We start from the raw sequence: 18,385 nt of genomic DNA, 5'->3' as shown, positions 1-18,385 counted from the left end.
CACTTGGCGACGACCTCGCTGCCGTGTACGCTGTGTACACAGTGAAGGGATGGTCATGAGCTCCACGGTCGACTACCGCAGTGCCCGCGAGGCGCGTGAGCATTTCAAGGAAATCCTCGATGCCGCCGACGACGGTCGCCCGGCGACGGTGACTCGAGACGCACGCCGGGTCGCAGCCGTGGACGCTGACCGGCTGGTGCACTTCCTGACCCGGGTTCGCCCCTCCGGTGCTCAGGTGGTCGCGGAGAACGACGGTTGGTCCCTCTTCATTCCAGGACTCCCCGTTGCGGCAGATGGTGCCACGCTCGACGAGGCCGCGGAGGAGATGATCGACGCGCTCCGCGACTACGCCGAGGAGTGGGCCGACCACCTTCGCCTGGCTCCCAACCATGCCGAGAACTGGGGCATCGTGCAGATCGTCGCCCTGTCGTCGGACGAGCAGTTGCGCGACTGGCTGCTCGCCTGACGCGCGCCGTGAGCGAGCAACGCCGTCCGGTCACTCGGACGGACCACCAGAACTTCTGCCTCATCGAAGGCTGGACCGAACGCAAGCGCGCGACGGGCAAGCGCGGAACCCACCACGTCAACTACGAGTTCGCGCTGCCGGACGGGCTGATCCTCTACACGAGGATCAGTCACCCGGTCGATCGCACTGACTATGGCCCGTCGATCTGGTCGCACATCCTCCGTGACCAACTCGCCGTCACGGCCGAAGAGTTCTGGGCGTGCCTCGAAGACAAGGTCGTCCCGGATAGACAAGGCCCGCAGGTTCCCGCAGAGACGATCCCCGCAGGAGTCGTCCGAACACTCGTCACCGAGGCGCACATCCCGGAAGTCGAAGTACTGGCCATGACAAAGGCGGAGGCTGTCGAACGGCTCGCCCTGTTCTACACGACTGGTCAGTGAAGACACCGATCTGTCGTTGCAAGGCCGGCCTGTAGCTCACCGCGCTCAGTGTGGCAGTCGGTGTTCCTCGAGCCAGGTTCTGGCCCGGCGGTTGGAGGCTCGGGAGAGCCAGGCGTCCTGGATCACCTCGGTCAGCTCCTGCTTGGTGAGTTCGCCGATGCGGCTGCCGCGGACCAGGACCGAGGGGTGGCCGTCGAAGTGCGGGGTGGTGAAGAACGGGTTCAACTCGTCCGCCACCAGCGCCAGCTTCTCGTCCTGCGACTCGACCCAGAACACGATCACGTCGTCGTACCGCTCGCCGGTCGCGGGATCGAACGCATCCGGCCGCGCCGTACGGAAGAAAACAAAGGATTTGCCGCCGACCTGATAGATCGGCCGGTCGCTCCCGTCTTCCCGCTTCCAAACGGTGACATGCGGCATCCCAAGAGCGATCTCATGGACATCCGAGACCCGAGCTTTCCGTCCGGCCACAGCCCGAGTCAATCAGTTCGAGCGGGTTGCCAGCCAGAGCGCAGCGCGACTGCTGCAGAGTCCGGGCCTGTGGCTACTGGTCTTGTGGCGGGTGGAGTTCATGGACCGGGCTCGGGGAGTTGTCGAGCAGGATTCGTTGGTGCTGTCCGGTGACAGCCAGCCGATAACGCTGCCGGGCGGGCTTGCCGGCTTGGAGCCAGGTGCGGTGTGCCGATTCGACCTCATCCCAGACGTTGCGTGGGCCGCCCTGGGTCACGGTCCCGTCTGTGAGGCGTGCCCAAGAGCCGTCTAGGTGGAAGGCGATGGCTGCGGCGGCGACCTGCATGGTGCGGACGTCCGGCTGAGTGAGGTCAAGCCAGAAGCGGGCGGCGTTGTCGCGATAGATCGTCGAGTCGTACTCGTAGCCGCGGGTTCTACCGGGGCTGCTGACAGCGGTCTGGATCAGGTCGGCGACTGAGCTCTGCCCCTCATGGTGACGCAATGGCATGAAGTAGGCGGTGTCCGGCAAGAAGACTCCCCTCGCTTCCGCACTGTCGTCGTGTTTGGTGATTCGAGCGATACCTGCGCCCAGAGGTGTGACGATCGTGCCGGTGGGCTTGAGTTGGGTAAGCCAGGCCGGTGGGATGAAGTCGAGGCGGCAGGTGGCGATGATGCGGTCGTACTGGGCTCGAGTGGGATACCCATCGACGCCGTCAGTTGCCGCGAGCAACGGATGGTAGCCGGCCGCGGCAAGATGCCGGCGGGCCGCGTTGACCGATCGGGGGTCGATGTCGATGCTGACAATCTGCCGATCAGTGAGTCGTTCGGATAGCAACGCGGCGTTGTAGCCGGTACCGGTGCCGATTTCGAGGACCGTTTCATCGCCGATGAGGTCGAGGGCTTGAAGCATCGTGGCCATGAGGCTCGGCGCGGTTGATGACGAGGTGACGTCAGCACGGGTCACCAAGTGGGTGTCGGTGTAGATCATGGACAGCCAACGGTCGCCCATGGAGGCCTCGATCAGCGATGGTCCTTCGATGGTGTTCTGGTAAAAGCGCGGAACGAACAGGTGACGGGGTACGGCGGTGAACGCGGCCTGCCAACGCGGATCGACGATCGTGCCCGCTGTGACGAGTGCACCGACCATCGCCTTGCGCAGTTCGGTTGCCCGCTGGTCAATCGCGGTGGGAAGTGGCGCATTCATCGGCTGCTGGTCTCCAAGGTATCGGCGATCGCCCGGGCTATCACTTCCCGCAATTGTGGAACGAATGCCCACTGACCGTTCGGATTGGCCTCGAGGAATACCCAACCGCTGGGACCGACCCGGAAGTCGAGAGCCGCGAACGTCAGACCAAGCCTGTACAGCAGATCGAGTACGGCGGTCTTCACGCCAATCGGTATCTCGACGGTCTGGTAGGCCACATTTTCGTGGTGGGCCCGGATATCGAGCGGACCGTCGGAGCCAGTGGGGTTGATCTCGGCGGCGAAGAGCTTCTCGCCGACTGCGGTGAGGCGTACGTCGACCCCATCGACGAGCTCTTGGAAGAGATGGGCGGTGGTAGCGATGCCCGGGTCGGTCCAGTGCTCTTCGGCAACTTCGGTGGTGAACAGGACTCCACTGCCTAGCTCGTCGTCGATGGTGACCATTGTGGCCAATGACTTGGTGATGATCCGGCCACCGACATCGCTGGCGAAGTCGGTGACGGTGGCTGGGTCGTTGGTGATCAGGGTCGCTGGGATCTGCAGGCCGCAGCGCGAGGCGACTGCGAGTTGGTAGGGCTTCACCCGAGCATCAGCCATCGCCGCGGGATGGTTCAACCATGTCACGCCAGACAGCCCGGCCAGGACGCCAGGCACGCCGTGGCGCGCCTGAGCAGTCACGAACTCCTGGTCGGACTTCGCCAGCCCGGCTGGTGAGCGGAAGTCCGAGGGCCGCCGGTAGTAGACGGCCCGCACAGATCCCAGGTCGATACCCCGCGGCGCGCCGTCCAATGAGCCTTCCCATGACCCCTGCCCGGAACCGAGCCGGGCCGCCAGCTTCAAGGTCACCGGAAAGTTCCCGGGGTCGCAGCGTACGAACGGCGTTCCGCGGCTGTTCAACTCGTGCAGGACGACGTCGGCAGTCGGATCGTCATCGTGGGTCAGCACCAGGATCCGTGCGGGCTCGTTCACCGAGGTGGTCTTCCGCTACTTGTCGTCGGTCATCCAGTCGACGGCGAGGACGTCTTTTCCGTCGGACTCGTACGACGTCATCGTGGCAGCCATCGGCATTACCTCGCTGGCAGGGGCTCCGCCGACCAGCCCGACCTGGCGCTGCGGGCACAGCGTCACTCCGGGCCGGGTGAAACGCGGCCGGCCGGGTGAGTAGTCGACGAACCGCAGACCGAACGGACGCACCGCCGCCTCTGCCGGGCTGCCACCCGCGGGGTCGAGGGTGCTGACGGGGAATCGATCGTGTTCTCTCCACATGATGTGCTCCTCAGGACGCTTCGGGTCGTGCGGCTCATGAACCTGCTCAGCGTCAGATGTCTGGCGCATCGCAGGAGGAATCGGTGGTCACGGCGGACGGGCGCAGACGCAGGGGTCGGTACGCCCGCCCACCGGGCTGAAGTGGAGTCCAGCTCAAAGGGAATATGCCGGGCCACACTAAAGACCTTGTCGGTTTCATCGAGGTAGTCCGCTGGCGGTCAACGCGTGAGCGCGGGTTTCACGGTGCAAACGGTGCGCTTGGTCTCGCCGCTGCCGACCGCGCTCAAGTGCGCCTGGTTCGGCACGATCACTGCAGGAACCCTGCGCCGTTTCACCAGCCTGATCAATGCGTCGAACGCGGCCGGGTCGGTGTGCGGCTGTTCCACGAACACCTTGCACAGGAAGAATCCTCGACGCCCGGCGAGTGCCTTGAGCTGTTCCTCCGCCTGCAAGAGTTGATGGCTGGTCATGGATCGGTACTGCCGCAGGTATCCCACGGCGGGCGACAAGTGGCCGTTCATGCCCGCGCCTCTCCTATCTCCAGTACTGGATCGCAGTCGAGCTCGTCGCGCTGCGTAGTCAATTGTGGACATCACGCAGGCGGTCAAGTTGCACACTTCGTGCAACCGCGATGACGCTCGGCGAGCAGCGCCGGGCCAGCGCGGGTAACGTCATGTCCGACACTCATCGCCCGGACCGGAGGCCATCGCCTTGTCGCCAGATCGCAGCCTCAGCACCGGCGCCCGGATCGCGGCGTACCGCCGATTGAATCGGCTGACCCAGCGAGGCCTCGCAGGACGGGCAAACGTGTCTCACAGCCTTCTGACCAAAGTCGAGACAGGTGCCAGGCCGGCATCGCAGGCATTCCTGGCTGCCTGCGCCCGCGCGATGTCGATCCCGGTCACCCACCTGACCGGGCAGCCGTTCACCGAGGAACAGACCGCGGACCGACTGGCCGGTCCGCTCGCCGACTTGCGCGCATCGCTGGAGAACTTTGACCTCACCCTCGACGACTTGCCGGTGAGATCGCTCGCCGACATCCGGCCGGATGTACGCGAGATGGTGCTCGCTCGACGCGATGCGCAGTATTCGCGAATCCTCGGTCAGGTCCCCGGCCTGATCGATGAACTGGTCCAGCAGTCTCAGACACTGGCTGGACACGAGGCCGAGCAAGCTCACCACCTACTGGTTCAGTTGTACCGTTCGGCCGCCGACGTTGCCTTCGGCCTCGGTTTGGTCGACCTCGTCTCCCTGCTCCTTGCCCGCATGGACTTCTCGGCTTCCCGTTGTGCTGACCCCTACCAGGTCGCTACTTACCGCTATATGCGTGCCTACTCGACCTTCACCACTGGCCGCCACGAGGTCGGCCGGAAGATCATCCAGACCGCGCTGGCCGACATCGACACCGGTGTCAGGGCCGCTGACCCGATCGCAGTGTGCGCGGCCGGAAACCTTCGATTGCGCGCGTCGATCCTGGCGACACGTCAAGGTGACGCAGACACCGCCCGCGACGAACTCGCTGAGGCACGGCACCTCGCTGACGTTCTCGGCCGGGAGGTGAACGGTAGTGACTTGGCGACCGGCTACGCGGGGGCGATGTCCTTCGGTGCCACCAACGTCTCCATCCACGCGGCTGCAATCGAGATGGAACTCGGAAACCACGGCAGGGCCATCAGACTTGCCCAGCAAGTTCACGTGCCGAGGAACTATCCACCGGACCGGATTGGCCACCATCACATCGACACGGCTCGAGCGCAACTGTCGACCGGCGACAATGAGGGCGCCATGACATCACTACTCAAGGCTCGGCAGATCGCACCACAAAAGACGAAATACCACCCCAGTGTTCGCGAAACCATCGCCGGCCTTGTCCAAGCCAGCCGCCATACCCCCGACAACCTCATCGGCTACGCCAACTGGGTCGGCGTTCAACTCTGAGTCCGCCTTCGGCCATCCACGGCAGGATGGGCCTTTAATCCATACCTGACATCGCACTGCGCAGGAGTTCCCGCGTGAGCAACCACACCCTCTTGCTCGTCACCTGTGGTGCCCCGCTTGCCTCCCGGCTGGGAGACGGCATACGGGCTGCCCGAGAGCTGGGCTGGAGTCCCTATGTCATCCCCACGGACGCGGCCCAGCCGTGGCTTGACGAGCAGGATCTCGCCGATGTACCGATCATCGTCGGCAATCGGAAGCCTCATGAGCCAAGGCGCACTCCTACGGCAGATGCCGTAGCTGTCGTGCCGGCAACATTCCACACCCTCAATGCTTGGGCGACTGGGAACGCCTATTCATATCCGCTGACCACGCTATGCGCAGCCCTCGGATCGCGGACACCTACTGTCGCTGTGCCGTACGCCAGCCACGAGCTGACCAATCATCCTGCCTGGTCTGCGTCGCTCACCTTGCTCCGTCAGGCAGGTGTACGGGTCGTTGATCCGCACGACGGGTCACTCGGATCCTTAGAACCAGTTACCTCTGGGACGGGTGGGCAGGTGGTCAACGGATTCCGCTGGGAGTGGGTGTTCGAGCAGCTTGCCTCGGCAGCCAGATCGTGAAGGTCGATCCGGAGCCGAGGCGGCTGGTCACCGTGATCCGGCCGCCGTGCGCCTCGGCGAGGTGCTTGGTGATCGCGAGGCCCAGTCCGCTGCCGCCCGTCGACCGGCTGCGGGACTGCTCGGCGCGGTAGAAGCGGTCGAACAGATGTGGCAGGTGTTCGTCCGCGATCCCGGTGCCGTTGTCGGTGACGGTCAGGTTGTAGCCGTCGTCGACCCGTCGTACGCCGACCACGACGTTGCCGCCGGGCGGCGTGAAGCGGATGGCGTTCGAGACCAGGTTGCCGAGCGCCTGCCGGATCCGTGCGCTGTCGACGGAGGCCGTCGCAGCCCCTTGTACGTCGGCCGTCAGCGCTACCCCGGCCGTGTCGGCGGCAGGCTGGTGCGCCAGCACCACCTGTTGCGCCAGCTCCGTCAGATCACGTGGGGCGGGATGCAGCCGAAGCATGCCGGCGTCGGCGAGCGCGAGGTCCTGCAGGTCGGCCACCAGGTGCTCGAGCAGCTCGGTCTCCTCCAGCAGCGACGTCACCAGCTCCCCATCCAGCGGTACGACGCCGTCCTCGGACGCGACCAGATAGCCCTTGATGTTGGCCAACGGCGTCCGCAATTCGTGGGCGACGTCGCTGACCATCGCCTTGCGCTGGAAGTCGTGCCGCTGGATCGCCTCCGCCATCTCGTTGAAGGCGTTCCCGAGCCGGGCCACCTCGTCCCTCCCGGTCACCGGGACCCGGGCGGCGTGGTCGCCATTCCGCATCCGTTGGGCCGCTCCGGTGAGCGCCACGATCGGGCGGACCAGCCGGCGCCCGGCGAAGATCATCACCAGCGCCGCGATCAGCAGGACGCCGAGCGCGGTCGCCGCGGTCCGCAGCATGCCCTCGCCGGAGAACACGTTGAACGCGCTCTTCGCACCCAGATACAGCTTCGCGGGTGGAGCGACGTACGGCGTCAACGCCTCCGACCTGGCCTGCGTCGTACAGGTCGCGAACGCGTCGGACACTGCGCCCTTCGTCTTCGGTTCGGCCGCCTTCAGACCGTCGTAGTCGGCGATCGTGTATTTCTCACCGGCGGCGTCGAGGCAGGCGGTCGCACGCCGGAGCTCGTCGTCGTTCACGATCTTCGCCTTAGCGCTGGGCGCGTTCAGGCCCGGCGGCATGCACCTGTCCGACCCCGTGACTCCGGGCTTGGAGACCTGCATCTGGCTGACGCCGTTGGCGAGCTTGCCGGACTCGATCAGCACCTGCGGTGCGGCGTCGCCCCCGTTCGCGATGGATGCCGTAATGCCCTGGGCCCGGAAACAGTCGATCGCTTTCTGCGCGAGCTTCTCGCGCTCGTGCCACTCCTGCTCGGTCAGCCCCCAGACCGGGTACGGCGAACCTATCCCGGCCGACGTGATCACATCGGCCCGGCCCAACACGGTCGTCTTGCGCACAGCGGACAGGCTCAGCGCGCCGGCGAACTTCAAAGTGCCGTCGTTGCGGGCGTCGATGGTTGCCGCCGGCACCGAGGGCAGCTCGGGACCCGCGCCGAGCATCCGGGACGAGTCGGCGATCACAGTGCCGTCCGGTTCGGTCACGGCGATCCGGCGGCCGAGCTTGCCGGCCAGATCGTGCACCAGCTTGTCCACCCCGGACCAGGTCGGGTGATCCGAGGCGTACTTCGACAGCTCGCCGTAGATCTGCCCGTCGACCTGGAGCTGACCGGTGTTCGCGTCGATCTCGCCCTGCAGCTTCTCCGAGGTGCTGTAGGTGGCGATCACCGCGGTCGCGATCACTGCACCGAGGGCGACCGCCAGCGCCAGGCCGAGGAACCGAATCAGCACGCTACGACGCATCGACCTGTACCTTGTCCGCGAGCTTGTAACCGACGCCGTACACGGTCTTCAGGTACGCCGGTGCGGCCGGCGACGGCTCGATCTTCTTCCGCAGGTTCATCACGTGGACGTCGATCGTCCGGTCGAACACGTAGTGGTCGAAGCCGAACGCGTGCTCGAGCAACTGCTGCCGGGAGAAGGCCCGCCCGGGGGAGGCGGCCAGGCAGGCCAGGATCTTGAACTCGGCCGGCGTCACGTCGACCAGCCGCCCGGCCAGCCGGATCTCGTGCCGGATCGGGTCGATCTCCAGCTCGCCGACCCGGTACACCTCGCCCTCGGCGCGGCTCCGGGTCCGCCGCAGGACGGTCCGGACCCGGGCGACGAGCTCGCGCGGGTTGTACGGCTTGGTCAGGTAGTCGTCCGCGCCCAGGTCGAGACCGAGCAGCAGGTCGTCCTCGGTCGAGCGGGCGGTCAGCATGATGATCGGCACCTCGTCGTCGGCCCGCAGTACCCGGCAGACGTCCAGGCCGTCGACCTTCGGCATCATCACGTCGAGCACGAGCAGGTCGGGGCTGCGCCGGCGGGCCTCGTCGATCGCGGCCCGTCCGTCGTGCACGACGACGGTCAGATGCCCCTCCCGCTCGAGATACCGCCGAATCAGCTCCGCCTGCTTCAGATCGTCTTCGGCGACGAGGATCCGCGCTGGCATACCCATCAATGTCCCCGAGTTTGATGAGAATCCGATGAAGATCGACTGAGAGCATCGGGTGCAAATCGGTCCTTCACAGGTTCTTCACCGCCGGCGCCGCAGGCTCGACCGCCATGAAGACCTCTCGAAAAGCACTCGCCCTGGTGGCGGTCCTGGCGCTGGCCGGGTGTGGGAACAACCCGACCCCGGCCGCGTCCGGCGACCAGAACAGTGACAAGAGCCCTCTTGCGGAGTACATGGGCGAAGGCTTCACCTCGTCCGGCGGCGGGATGCGGATCGCGGTCCGGGCCGGCGGCGGTCAGCAGCCGTCGGAGGAGGAGCTGGCCAAGCAGCGCAAGGTCGAGGATGCCACCGCCGCCTGCATGAAAGCGGCCGGGTTCGAGTACGTCGCGGTCCCGCCGGAGTCGAACCCGAAGAGCAAGTTCGCCGACGCGTTCAACCTGCCACCGGACAAGTTCGCCGAGCAGTACGGCTACGGCATCAGCACCATCGACTGGTCGAAGGCCGGCGCCGACGACACCAACCCCAACACCAAGATCCGCAACGCCCTCTCCCCGAACGCGAAGAAGGCCTACGACAAGGCGCTGAACGGCCCGAACGCGGTCGGCAACGGCAATGTCGTGATCGCCCCGAAGGAAGGCGACGGCCCGAGTTCGAGCGGCACGATGGACCTCGGGTGCCGCGGCAAGGCGGTCGAGGAGGTCTACGGCAAGGGCAAAGACCGGACCGCCGACTTCAAGAAGTTCGACAGCCTGTTCAAGGACATCCAGGCGCTGTCGAAGCGGATCGAGGCCGACCAGCGGGTGGTGGACGCGACCAAGGCCTGGTCCGACTGCCTGGCCGACGCCGGTCAGGCCGGCTTCAGCAAGGTGGACGCGCCGCGCGAGAAGGTGCAGCAGAAGCTCGACGCGCTGACCGGCAACCAGGCACCGCCGAAGAACGGCCAGGGCAAGACGCTGCAGGGTCCGCCGTCGTTCGACAAGGTCGACGCGACCAAGCTGGCCGACCTGCGCAAGTTCGAGATCGACCTCGCGGTCGCGGACCAGAAGTGCAAGGCCAAGGTGTACGACGCGTCGTACAAGAAGGTGCAGTACGACCTGGAGAAGGAGTTCGTCAGCCAGCACAAGACCGAGCTCGAGTCGTACCGCGACGAGATGGCGAACCGGTGACCGCTTCGCCCAAGTCCCGGCGCCGGGTCCTGGTCGGGGTCTCCGCGGTGGCCGCCGTCTCGCTCGGCGTTGGCGTGGCCGCGGGCAGCCGGATCACCTCACCGGAGGACGCGGCCGCCAAGACCGCAGCCCCGAAGGCCTCCCAGATCACCGTGCCGGTGGCGAAGAAGGCGCTGTCCAGCAAGGTGATCGGCCGCGGTGACGCCTCGTTCGACGGCGCGGTGAACGTCCGGGTCGAGACCAGCGGGCTGACCACGCCGGCCATCGTGACCGGGAAGGTACCGGCGGTCGGGTCGACCATCACCGAGGGCAAGGCGTTGCTGGAGATCACCGGCCGCCCGGTCATCGGCCTGGCCGGCGTACTGCCGATGTACCGGACGTTGAGTCCGGGCAGCAAGGGACCCGACGTCCTCCAGCTCGAGCAGACCCTGGACCGGCTCGGCCTCGACCCGGGCACGGTCGACGACGAGTACGACACCGACACCTCGCAAGCGGTCGGGCGGCTCTACGAGAAGGCCGGGTACGACGCTCCCGCGCCGGATGAGCGACTCACGCAGGCCGTCGACCAGGCGAAGAAGCAGGTCGACGCGGCGAAGAACCAGCTCCGCCAGGCGAGGGCTCAGCTCAAGCAGGCCAAAGATGCAGCCAAAGCCGGTGGCAACACTGACACCTCGGTCCAGCAAGGTGCCGTCGACGATGCCGAGGCCAACCTCGCCGACGCCCAGCAAGCCCGGAGCGAGGCCGAGTTCAAGGCCGGTACCCCGCTCCCGGTGTCCGAGATCGTGTACGTGAAGACCCTGCCGCGCCGGGTCGACGACGTGAAGGTCGAACGCGGCGGCACGGTCAACGGTGTGGTCATGTCGGCGAGCGGCGCGTCGCTGGTGGTCACGGTCAAGGTCGACGCCGAGACTGCCCAGCGCCTGAAGGCGGGTATGGCCGCGACCCTCGACCTCGGCGAAGGTACGGCGGTCGCCGCGAAGGTCCGCCGGATCACCAAGAACGGCAGCCAGTACGACGTCGTGGTCGCACCCAACGCGCTGACCGCAAGCCAGTTGGCGCTGCTCCGAGACGCGAACGTGCGGGTGACGATCCCGGTGAAGAGCACCGGCGGCAAGGTTCTCGCCGTACCCGTGGCGGCGTTGTCGTCCGGTGCGGACGGCGGGTCGCGGATCGAGGTACTGCGGAACGGGAAGACGGAGCTCGTGCCGGTCACGATCGGACTGTCCGCCGACGGGTACGCGCAGGTCAGGCCAGCCGGCGACGCCAGGCTGTCCGAGGGCGATCAGGTGGTGGTGGGACGATGACCGCCACCGCGGTTGCCTTGCCGGCGCCGGTCGTCGAGATGATCGGCGTACGGCGATTCTTCCCCGGACCACCCGAGGTCCAGGCGATCCGCGAGGTCGACCTGACGATCGGGCAAGGGGAGTACCTGTCGATCGTCGGACCGTCCGGGTCCGGGAAGTCGACGTTGCTCCACTTGCTCGGGTTGCTCGACAACCCGACCGGTGGTGTCTATCGGCTGGACGGCGTGGACACGATGAGCTTGCGCGAGCGGCGTCGCGCCGTACTGCGTGGTGAGCGGATCGGGTTCGTGTTCCAGTCGTTCCACCTGCTCGACCACCGGACCGTGCTGGAGAACGTCGCCCTGTCGATGGTGTACGTCGGAGTGCCGCGGCGCGAGCGGATGGCCCGAGCCCGAGTCGCACTCGAGCGGGTCGGGCTCGCGCACCGGATGGAGTTCGCGCCGACCACGCTCTCCGGCGGTGAACGGCAGCGGGTGGCGATCGCGCGAGCGCTGGTCGCCGAACCGAGTCTGCTACTCGCCGACGAGCCGACCGGCAACCTGGACAGCGCCAATGCGGACGCGATCCTCACGGTGTTCGACGAACTGCACGCCGAGGGGATGACGCTGGCGGTCATCACCCACGACGACAACGTCAGCCGCCGGGCGCAACGTCAGGTCCGCCTCGTCGACGGAACGCTCCAGTGGTAACCCCAGCAGGCCCCCCGGATCCCGCCGGCGGGCCGTCCACCGATCGGCGCGGAGCGCGGCGACTGCGGCCCCGGCTCGCCCTTGCCGGACTGATCCGCCGGGCGGGCTCTCCCCGCCCCGCCTCGCTCCGCCGCCGGTCTCGTCCCGCTGTCCGGGACCTCCTCGACGAGGCGCTGGCGGGCGTTGCCGCCCGACCGACCCGGCTGATCCTGACGACGCTCGGTACTGTGCTCGGGATCGCCGCGCTGGTCGGGACGGTCGGCCTCGGGCAGACCGCGTCGGGCCAGATCACCCAGCGATTCGACCTCGCGGCCGCCACGCGGGTCGTCGTCCAGCCGGACGACAAAGGCGGTCAGGAAGGCGAAGCGGCCACGCAGTTGCCGTGGGACGCGCCGGAACGGATCCAGCGGCTCAACGGCGTGGAGGCGGTCGGCACGGTCAGCAACCTCGACGTGGGGGACGACCTCGTCCGCAGCGTGGAAGCGCTCGACGATCAGCGCAACGGTCATGCGCTGCAGGTGATGGCCGGCTCGGCCGGGCTGTGGGACGCAGTCCGCGCGGTGCTCTCGACCGGCCGGTTCTTCGACACCGGCCACGATCGGCGCGGTGACAAGGTCGTTGTCCTCGGCAAGCATGCCGCCGAGCGGCTGGGTATCAACCGGGTCGACTCACAACCAGCGATCTTCATCGGCGCCGAGCCCTACACGGTGATCGGCATCCTCGATTCCGTCTCCGGCCGGGCCGAGCTCAACGATGCCGTGATCATGCCGAACGGTGCGGCGAAGGCGGCGTACGACCTGGAATCCCCGGACGCGGTCGAGATCCGGACCCAGGTCGGTGCAGCGCAGTTGATCGCCGAACAGGCGCCGATCGCGATCGAGCCGAACAACCCGAGCACGCTGCGCGTCGACGCCCCGCCGAAGCAGGGCGCCGTACGCAAGGGGGTCGAGTCCGACCTGAACGCGCTGTTCCTGCTGCTCGGCGCGGTCGCGCTGCTGGTCGGCGGTCTCGGCATCGCGAACGTCACGCTGCTGTCGGTGCTCGAGCGGATCTCCGAGATCGGCCTGCGCCGCGCCCTCGGGGCCGCCCGAAGACACATCGCGGTGCAGTTCCTGGTGGAGAGCGTGATCGTCGGCTTCCTCGGCGGACTACTCGGTACGGCGGTCGGCGTACTGCTCACCGTGGGAGTGTCGTGGATCCGGGACTGGACGCCGATCCTGGACAACCGGCTCGCGTTCGGGTCACCCCTGCTGGGTGCGTTCATCGGCCTGGTCGCCGGCACGTACCCCGCGTGGAAGGCCTCCGCCATCCAGCCCATCACCGCCCTGCGCGGTACCTGAATCGTCCCGGCTGAGCCGTGAGTACACCACCGCGGTGGCGGCGAAGCCGAGGACGATGAAGGCGAGGACCGCGTACGACTTCCCGTCGTCGGGCAGGATCCACGCGCCGAGCGCGGCCGCGGAGACCTGCCCGACGTTGTAGATCATGTCGTACAGCGCGAACACCCGGCCGCGGTAGACATCGTCGACACCCGTCTGGACGAGGGTGTCAACGCTGATCTTCACGCCCTGCGCGCAGAAGCCGGTAAGGAAGCCGCCGACGATCAGCGCGGGCTGGGTGTAGAGCCCGATCGGCACGGCGGTCACGACCGCGGCGGCGACGAACAGCCAGGTGATCCACTGCCGCAGCGTCATCACCCGGGTGCCCCACGGGGTGACGAGGGCGGCGAGGAACAGGCCCGCGCCGACCGCGCCGGTCGCGATTGCGAGTGCACCGAAGGCCTCGTCGAGCTGATCGGGTCCGTAGAAGTAGTTGCGGTACAGCAGGATCATCGAGACGGTCATCAGCCCGAAGAAGAAGCGCAGCGAGCCGATCGCGCCCAGCCCGAGAGCCGCTTGCTTGCGCGTGCTCAGGTACCGGGCGCCGTCGATCAGGCCGGACGCGATGGTGCTGAGCGCTTCGACGATGCCGGGTTCGTCGCCGTTCAGGTCCGGGCCGAGCTGGTCGCGGCGTAGCCGGAGCGCGAGCAGGGCGGCGGCGGTGTAGACGACGACCGTGAGTCCGAGGACGGCGAGATCGGAGTCGCCGATCAGCTTGACCACGGCGCCGACCCCGCCGCCGATGAGGAAGAACGCCGTACCGGACGTCGGGGTGACGGCGTTGGCCATCACCAGTTCGTCGCGCTCGACCACGTGCGGGAGGCCGGCGGACAGGCCGGAGAGCAGGAAGCGGTTGACGCCGAGGGTCAGGAGCACGGCCAGGTAGAACGGCACGCCCGCGTTGCCGGTCGCGACGATGGAACCGACTCCGACCACGAGCACGGCCCGGGTGAGGTTCGCGCCGACGAGGATCTGCCGTCGCGACCACCGGTCCAGCAGTACGCCGGTGAACGGCCCGAGGACCGAATACGGCAGCAGCGCGACCGCGAACAGCCCCGCGATCGCCGCCGCGTCCGGAGCCCGCTCGGGCGAGAACAGCACGTACGACGCCAACGCGACCTGGAACACGCCGTCCCCGAACTGCGACGTCAACCGCACTGCGAACAACCGGCGGAAATCCCGGCGCTTCAGCAGCGTCCACAGATCCCGGATGAACCGCACGCCTGCACTGTAACCGCTGCGGATGGCCGGACCGGCCCGGGCGGCTACTCCTTGGTGTGCAGGCGTTCGGCGGCGGTCTCGCCCTTGGTGCCGACCGGGACGACGCCGGCGACCTTGCCGAGACCGAGCAGCGGCATGTTGCCGTAGATGGTCTCGGTGTTCCCCGCCGGGACGACGTACGTCTCGTGCCAGATGCCGACGGCGCCGCTCTTGTACGACTGCTTGAAGTAGTCGAGCCAGGCCGGCCGGTGGGTCCGGTTGCTGTCGTTCGCGAAGCTCTGCAGCTTCTCGATCGACTCCCAGTACTGGATCAGGGTGGCGCCGCGCCACGTCGGCAGCGTCCGGAACCCGAGCAGGCCGCTGTCCGGATCCTTCGACAGCTCACGCAGCATCGGTCCCATCGCCCTGGCGACCGGCAACCACGCCTTGAACCCCCGCAGCGAGTTGATCCGCAGACCGATCAGGAACACCACGACGTCCCCGTCGTACGCCGCCGTGTGCCGCCCCTCCACCACGCTCATCCGCCCCACCTCTCCTGGTCATCCCTGTCGAGGTACAGCATGAACAACGATCAGGCCGACGGCACCTCTGTTGCTCTGGTGGTGCGGACAGCCTGGCGGGCGCGCAGGCGGTCGCGTTGCTCGACGAACCGGGCGGCCTGGGCGTCCAGGCCGGCCATGAAGTCGGCGAGCTCGTCGCGGGCCTTGGCTCCGTCGCCGGTGAGATCCTCGCGGTCGAAGACCTTCCACTTCCGCAGGATCGGCGCGACCACCTCGTCATGGTGCAGGCGCAGATCGTAGATGCCGGCCTTGGCGATCGTCACCGAGTTGCGGGTGAATCCTTCCATCGTCGCGCCCGGCATGGAGAAGTCCCTCACCTCGTTGGTGACCGCTCGCATGGTCTCGTTCGGTGCCGTCTCGAACGCCGCGGCGACCAGGTTCCGGTAGAAGATCATGTGCAGGTTCTCGTCGGTGGCGATCCGGGCCAGGAGCTGGTCCGCGATCGGGCAGCCGGTGGCCTTTCCGGTGTTGCGATGGGAGACGCGGGTGGCCAGCTCCTGGAAGCTCACGTACGCGATCGCCTCGAGCATGTTCTTCTCGACGACGTGACCGGCGGTCATGTGCCTCATCCGGGCGTTCTCCAGCTCGACCGGGTCCACCCCGCGGGTGACCACGAGGTAGTCACGCAGCGCGATGCCGTGCCGGCCCTCCTCGGCGGTCCAGCGGCCGACCCAGGTGCCCCAGGCGCCGTCGAGGCCGAACTGGGTGGCGATCTCCCGGTGGTACGAGGGCAGATTGTCCTCGGTCAGCAAATTGGTGACCATCGCGACCTTGGCGACCGGATCGAGCCGGGACTGCTCCGGCGACCAGTCCTCACCACCGAGGAAGGCGAAGTCGCGGCCCTCGCTCCACGGCACGTAGTCGTGCGGATTCCAGTCCTTCGTCATCGCCAGGTGCCGCTCGAGATTGTCCTCGACGACGGGTTCCAGCTCGTGCAGCAGGTTCGTGACCAGCTTGTCGTTCACCGGGGTCTCCTTCGTCGGCGGTTCCCCCCACCCTACGGCACCGTAAGTTACGGCACCGTAAGTTGTGGGCCGTCGCACAGCCGGGGCCGCCGCTATGGTGGCCCGATGGATCGGAGTTCCTTCCCGCACTTTCTGGCGATCACGTTGCGGTGGAAGGACAACGACGTCTACGGGCACGTGAACAACGTCGAGTACTACAGCTTCTTCGACACCGTGATCAACGACTTCCTGATCCGGTCCGGCGGACTCGACATCCACGGCGGCGACGTGATCGGGCTGTGTGTCGACTCGCAATGCACGTTCAAGCAGGCACTGGAGTTCCCGGGCGTCGTCGACGCGGGATTGCGGGCCGCACAGCTGGGTAACTCCAGTGTGCGGTACGAGATCGGCCTCTTCCGGGAGGATTCGGACCTGCCGGCCGCGACCGGGCGGTTCGTGCACGTGTTCGTCGATCGTGCGGACCGCCGTCCGGTGCCGGTCCCGGATCGCATCCGGGAGGCACTCGAAGGGATCACGGGATGATCGTGCGCGGCGCCGTACTGCGGGAGATGCGACTGCCTCGCCCGTACGCCGAGTCGCGGCCGCTGAGCGTGGAAGAGGTCGAGCTGGCCCCGCCCGGTCCGGGTGAGCTGCTGGTCCGGATCCGCGCGGCCGGCCTGTGCCACTCAGACCTGTCGGTGATCGACGGCTCCCGCCCGCGAGTGCTGCCGATGCTCCTCGGCCACGAAGCCACCGGCGAGGTGCTCGAGTCGGCGGCGCCCGGGTTCGCGCCGGGTGACGTGGTCGCCTGCGCCTTCGTCCCCGCCTGCGGAAGCTGCGGCCCCTGCGCCGAGGGCCGAGCCGCCCTCTGCGAGCCGGGTGCCGCCGCAAACACCGCCGGCACTCTGCTCGGCGGCACCCGGAGGCTGAACAGCGTCCACCATCACCTGGGCGTGTCCGGATTCGCGGATCATGCGGTGGTGTCCGCGCATTCGGCGGTGAAGATCGATCCGTCGCTCCCGCCCGAGATCGCGGCGCTGTTCGGGTGCGCGGTGATGACGGGCGTGGGAGCTGTCGTCAACACGGCGCAGGTCAGAGCCGGCCGGAGTGCGGTCGTCTTCGGCCTCGGTGGTGTCGGGCTGTCGGCGCTGCTCGGTGCGGTCCTGGTCGGTGCGCATCCGATCGTCGCGGTCGACGTCGTACCGTCGAAGCTCGAGTTGGCTCGGTCACTCGGCGCCACGGTGACTGTGGACGCTCGGGATGCCGACGCCGTCGAGCAGGTCCGGGCGGCGACCGCTGGCGGAGCCGACTACGGATTCGAGACCGTCGGGAGTGCGAAGGTGCTCGAGCAGGCGTACGCCGCCACCCGCCGGGGCGGAACAACGGTCACGGTGGGGCTGCCGGATCCGTCGCAGTCGTTCAGCGTCCCCGCGGTCAGCCTGGTCGCCGAGGAGCGCACGGTGAAGGGGTCTTACCTCGGCTCGTCGGTGCCGTCGCGTGACATCCCGCGCTATGTCGCGCTGTACCAGGCCGGCCGGCTGCCGGTCGACCGCCTGCTGACCGCGACGGTCGGGCTCGACGAGCTCAACCGGGCCTTCGACGACCTCGCCGCCGGCACGTCGATCCGTCAGGTATTGCTCTTCTGAAGGTTCTCCGCGGCCTTCAGGAAGGTCTGCTCCTCGCGGGCCCGCGACTCCGGCGTGAACTCGGCGCCGAAGTCGTCCGGGGTCGCGACCTGCCGGATCTCCAGTCCGGTGCCCCGACCGGTGCCGGCTGGACCCTCGTCGGCGGCCATGCAGCGCCATCCCCACTCGAGGGCCTCTTCGCGGGAGGCCACCTCGATCAGGCAGAACCCGGCGATCAGCTCCTTGGTCTCGGCGAACGGGCCGTCGACTACCCGGCGCTTGCCACCGTCCAGCTGGAGCCGGACGCCGCTCGAGCTGGGCAGTAGCCCGTCGCCGGCCAGCAGGACGCCCTTCTCGGCCATTTCGGCCATCACCAGACCCATCTCGGTCAGGCTCTTCTCACTCGGCATCGCTCCGGCCTCGGATTCCTCGCTGGCCTTGAACACCATCATGAAGCGCATCGGAACCTCCGCAAGTCGGCGTTAAATCCCGAGACGAATCTATACAGCGCGAGGGCCGGTCGGGCAGGCTACCGAAAGTAGGTGCCCGCATACGAGATGTGAAGCAGTGCCCGCCCACCGCCCATGGTCGGTCG

General features: G+C 67.5%; 21 protein-coding genes. 10 read left to right on the top strand and 11 right to left on the bottom strand.

From position 1 onward, the window contains the following. Positions 1-55: 55 nt before the first annotated feature. The gene (locus OG555_RS12975; RefSeq protein ID WP_329483098.1) at positions 56-466 is read left to right on the top strand and encodes a type II toxin-antitoxin system prevent-host-death family antitoxin; all 411 of its coding nucleotides are present in this window, start codon (positions 56-58) and stop codon (positions 464-466) included. An 8-nt stretch (positions 467-474) separates the two neighbouring features. Next, positions 475-906, top strand: a complete 432-nt coding sequence (locus tag OG555_RS12970) for a hypothetical protein (protein WP_329483097.1) — start codon at positions 475-477, stop codon at positions 904-906. A gap of 45 nt (positions 907-951) precedes the next feature. Here OG555_RS12970 and OG555_RS12965 read toward each other — a convergent pair whose 3' ends face one another. The 5 genes from OG555_RS12965 to OG555_RS12945 all read right to left on the bottom strand — a co-directional run bounded on the left by OG555_RS12965 (position 952) and on the right by OG555_RS12945 (position 4,346). Beyond that, on the bottom strand, positions 952-1,326 hold the full coding sequence (locus OG555_RS12965) for an MmcQ/YjbR family DNA-binding protein (protein WP_329483096.1): 375 nt from the start codon (positions 1,324-1,326) through the stop codon (positions 952-954). Positions 1,327-1,450: 124 nt separating this feature from the next. Next, the gene (locus OG555_RS12960; protein WP_329483095.1) at positions 1,451-2,632 is read right to left on the bottom strand and encodes a methyltransferase domain-containing protein; all 1,182 of its coding nucleotides are present in this window, start codon (positions 2,630-2,632) and stop codon (positions 1,451-1,453) included. Continuing rightward, positions 2,557-3,528: an MvdC/MvdD family ATP grasp protein gene (locus OG555_RS12955; RefSeq protein ID WP_329483094.1), complete on the bottom strand. Its 972-nt coding sequence runs from the start codon at positions 3,526-3,528 to the stop codon at positions 2,557-2,559. The genes OG555_RS12960 and OG555_RS12955 overlap by 76 nt, the downstream gene beginning before the upstream one ends. Positions 3,529-3,543: 15 nt before the next feature. Next, positions 3,544-3,825, bottom strand: coding sequence for a hypothetical protein (locus OG555_RS12950; protein ID WP_329483093.1), 282 nt, complete (start codon positions 3,823-3,825; stop codon positions 3,544-3,546). Positions 3,826-4,043: 218 nt separating this feature from the next. Continuing rightward, on the bottom strand, positions 4,044-4,346 hold the full coding sequence (locus OG555_RS12945) for a hypothetical protein (RefSeq protein WP_329483091.1): 303 nt from the start codon (positions 4,344-4,346) through the stop codon (positions 4,044-4,046). Positions 4,347-4,536: 190 nt separating this feature from the next. On the opposite strand from OG555_RS12945, the gene OG555_RS12940 reads away from it, so the two are divergent. Next, positions 4,537-5,763, top strand: coding sequence for a helix-turn-helix domain-containing protein (locus OG555_RS12940; protein WP_329483090.1), 1,227 nt, complete (start codon positions 4,537-4,539; stop codon positions 5,761-5,763). Between the two features lie 74 nt (positions 5,764-5,837). Then, positions 5,838-6,383, top strand: a complete 546-nt coding sequence (locus OG555_RS42810) for a flavoprotein (RefSeq protein WP_442914498.1) — start codon at positions 5,838-5,840, stop codon at positions 6,381-6,383. Here the strand turns inward: OG555_RS42810 and OG555_RS12935 are convergent. Further along, positions 6,325-8,211 (bottom strand): sensor histidine kinase, encoded by a 1,887-nt coding sequence (locus tag OG555_RS12935; RefSeq protein WP_329483089.1) that lies wholly within the window; start codon positions 8,209-8,211, stop codon positions 6,325-6,327. The genes OG555_RS42810 and OG555_RS12935 overlap by 59 nt on opposite strands. Continuing rightward, on the bottom strand, positions 8,201-8,899 hold the full coding sequence (locus OG555_RS12930; RefSeq protein WP_329483088.1) for a response regulator transcription factor: 699 nt from the start codon (positions 8,897-8,899) through the stop codon (positions 8,201-8,203). The genes OG555_RS12935 and OG555_RS12930 overlap by 11 nt, the downstream gene beginning before the upstream one ends. Before the next feature lie 113 nt (positions 8,900-9,012). On the opposite strand from OG555_RS12930, the gene OG555_RS12925 reads away from it, so the two are divergent. From OG555_RS12925 to OG555_RS12910, 4 genes are read left to right on the top strand one after another with little or no spacing between them, the layout of a single operon-like run. Next, on the top strand, positions 9,013-10,068 hold the full coding sequence (locus OG555_RS12925; protein ID WP_329483087.1) for a hypothetical protein: 1,056 nt from the start codon (positions 9,013-9,015) through the stop codon (positions 10,066-10,068). Then, complete coding sequence (locus OG555_RS12920; protein WP_329483086.1) at positions 10,065-11,372, top strand: peptidoglycan-binding protein; 1,308 nt, start codon at positions 10,065-10,067, stop codon at positions 11,370-11,372. The genes OG555_RS12925 and OG555_RS12920 overlap by 4 nt, the downstream gene beginning before the upstream one ends. Then, entirely contained in the window at positions 11,369-12,061 is a 693-nt protein-coding gene (locus OG555_RS12915; protein WP_329483085.1) for an ABC transporter ATP-binding protein, read from the top strand. The genes OG555_RS12920 and OG555_RS12915 overlap by 4 nt, the downstream gene beginning before the upstream one ends. Further along, complete coding sequence (locus OG555_RS12910; protein WP_329483084.1) at positions 12,055-13,401, top strand: ABC transporter permease; 1,347 nt, start codon at positions 12,055-12,057, stop codon at positions 13,399-13,401. The genes OG555_RS12915 and OG555_RS12910 overlap by 7 nt, the downstream gene beginning before the upstream one ends. On the opposite strand, the gene OG555_RS12905 is transcribed toward OG555_RS12910, so the two are convergent. From OG555_RS12905 to OG555_RS12895, 3 genes are read right to left on the bottom strand one after another with little or no spacing between them, the layout of a single operon-like run. Continuing rightward, positions 13,303-14,661, bottom strand: coding sequence for an MFS transporter (locus OG555_RS12905; protein WP_329483083.1), 1,359 nt, complete (start codon positions 14,659-14,661; stop codon positions 13,303-13,305). The genes OG555_RS12910 and OG555_RS12905 overlap by 99 nt on opposite strands. 44 nt (positions 14,662-14,705) lie before the next feature. Next, positions 14,706-15,182 (bottom strand): DUF4188 domain-containing protein, encoded by a 477-nt coding sequence (locus OG555_RS12900; RefSeq protein ID WP_329483082.1) that lies wholly within the window; start codon positions 15,180-15,182, stop codon positions 14,706-14,708. 50 nt (positions 15,183-15,232) lie between these two features. Next, entirely contained in the window at positions 15,233-16,186 is a 954-nt protein-coding gene (locus OG555_RS12895) for an acyl-ACP desaturase (protein WP_329483081.1), read from the bottom strand. Between the two features lie 105 nt (positions 16,187-16,291). On the opposite strand from OG555_RS12895, the gene OG555_RS12890 reads away from it, so the two are divergent. Further along, positions 16,292-16,708, top strand: coding sequence for an acyl-CoA thioesterase (locus OG555_RS12890; protein ID WP_329483080.1), 417 nt, complete (start codon positions 16,292-16,294; stop codon positions 16,706-16,708). After that, positions 16,705-17,811, top strand: a complete 1,107-nt coding sequence (locus tag OG555_RS12885; protein WP_329483079.1) for a zinc-dependent alcohol dehydrogenase family protein — start codon at positions 16,705-16,707, stop codon at positions 17,809-17,811. The genes OG555_RS12890 and OG555_RS12885 overlap by 4 nt, the downstream gene beginning before the upstream one ends. Here OG555_RS12885 and OG555_RS12880 read toward each other — a convergent pair. After that, complete coding sequence (locus tag OG555_RS12880; protein ID WP_329483078.1) at positions 17,793-18,251, bottom strand: YciI family protein; 459 nt, start codon at positions 18,249-18,251, stop codon at positions 17,793-17,795. The two genes, OG555_RS12885 and OG555_RS12880, sit on opposite strands and share 19 nt — an antisense overlap. Positions 18,252-18,385: the final 134 nt, after the last annotated feature.

Origin of the sequence: Kribbella sp. NBC_01484, assembly GCF_036227145.1 — a bacterium.
Classification (GTDB): Bacteria; Actinomycetota; Actinomycetes; order Propionibacteriales; family Kribbellaceae; genus Kribbella.
The sequence above is the reverse complement of the archived record's forward strand: the minus strand, read 5'-3'. Positions and strand labels throughout refer to the sequence as shown.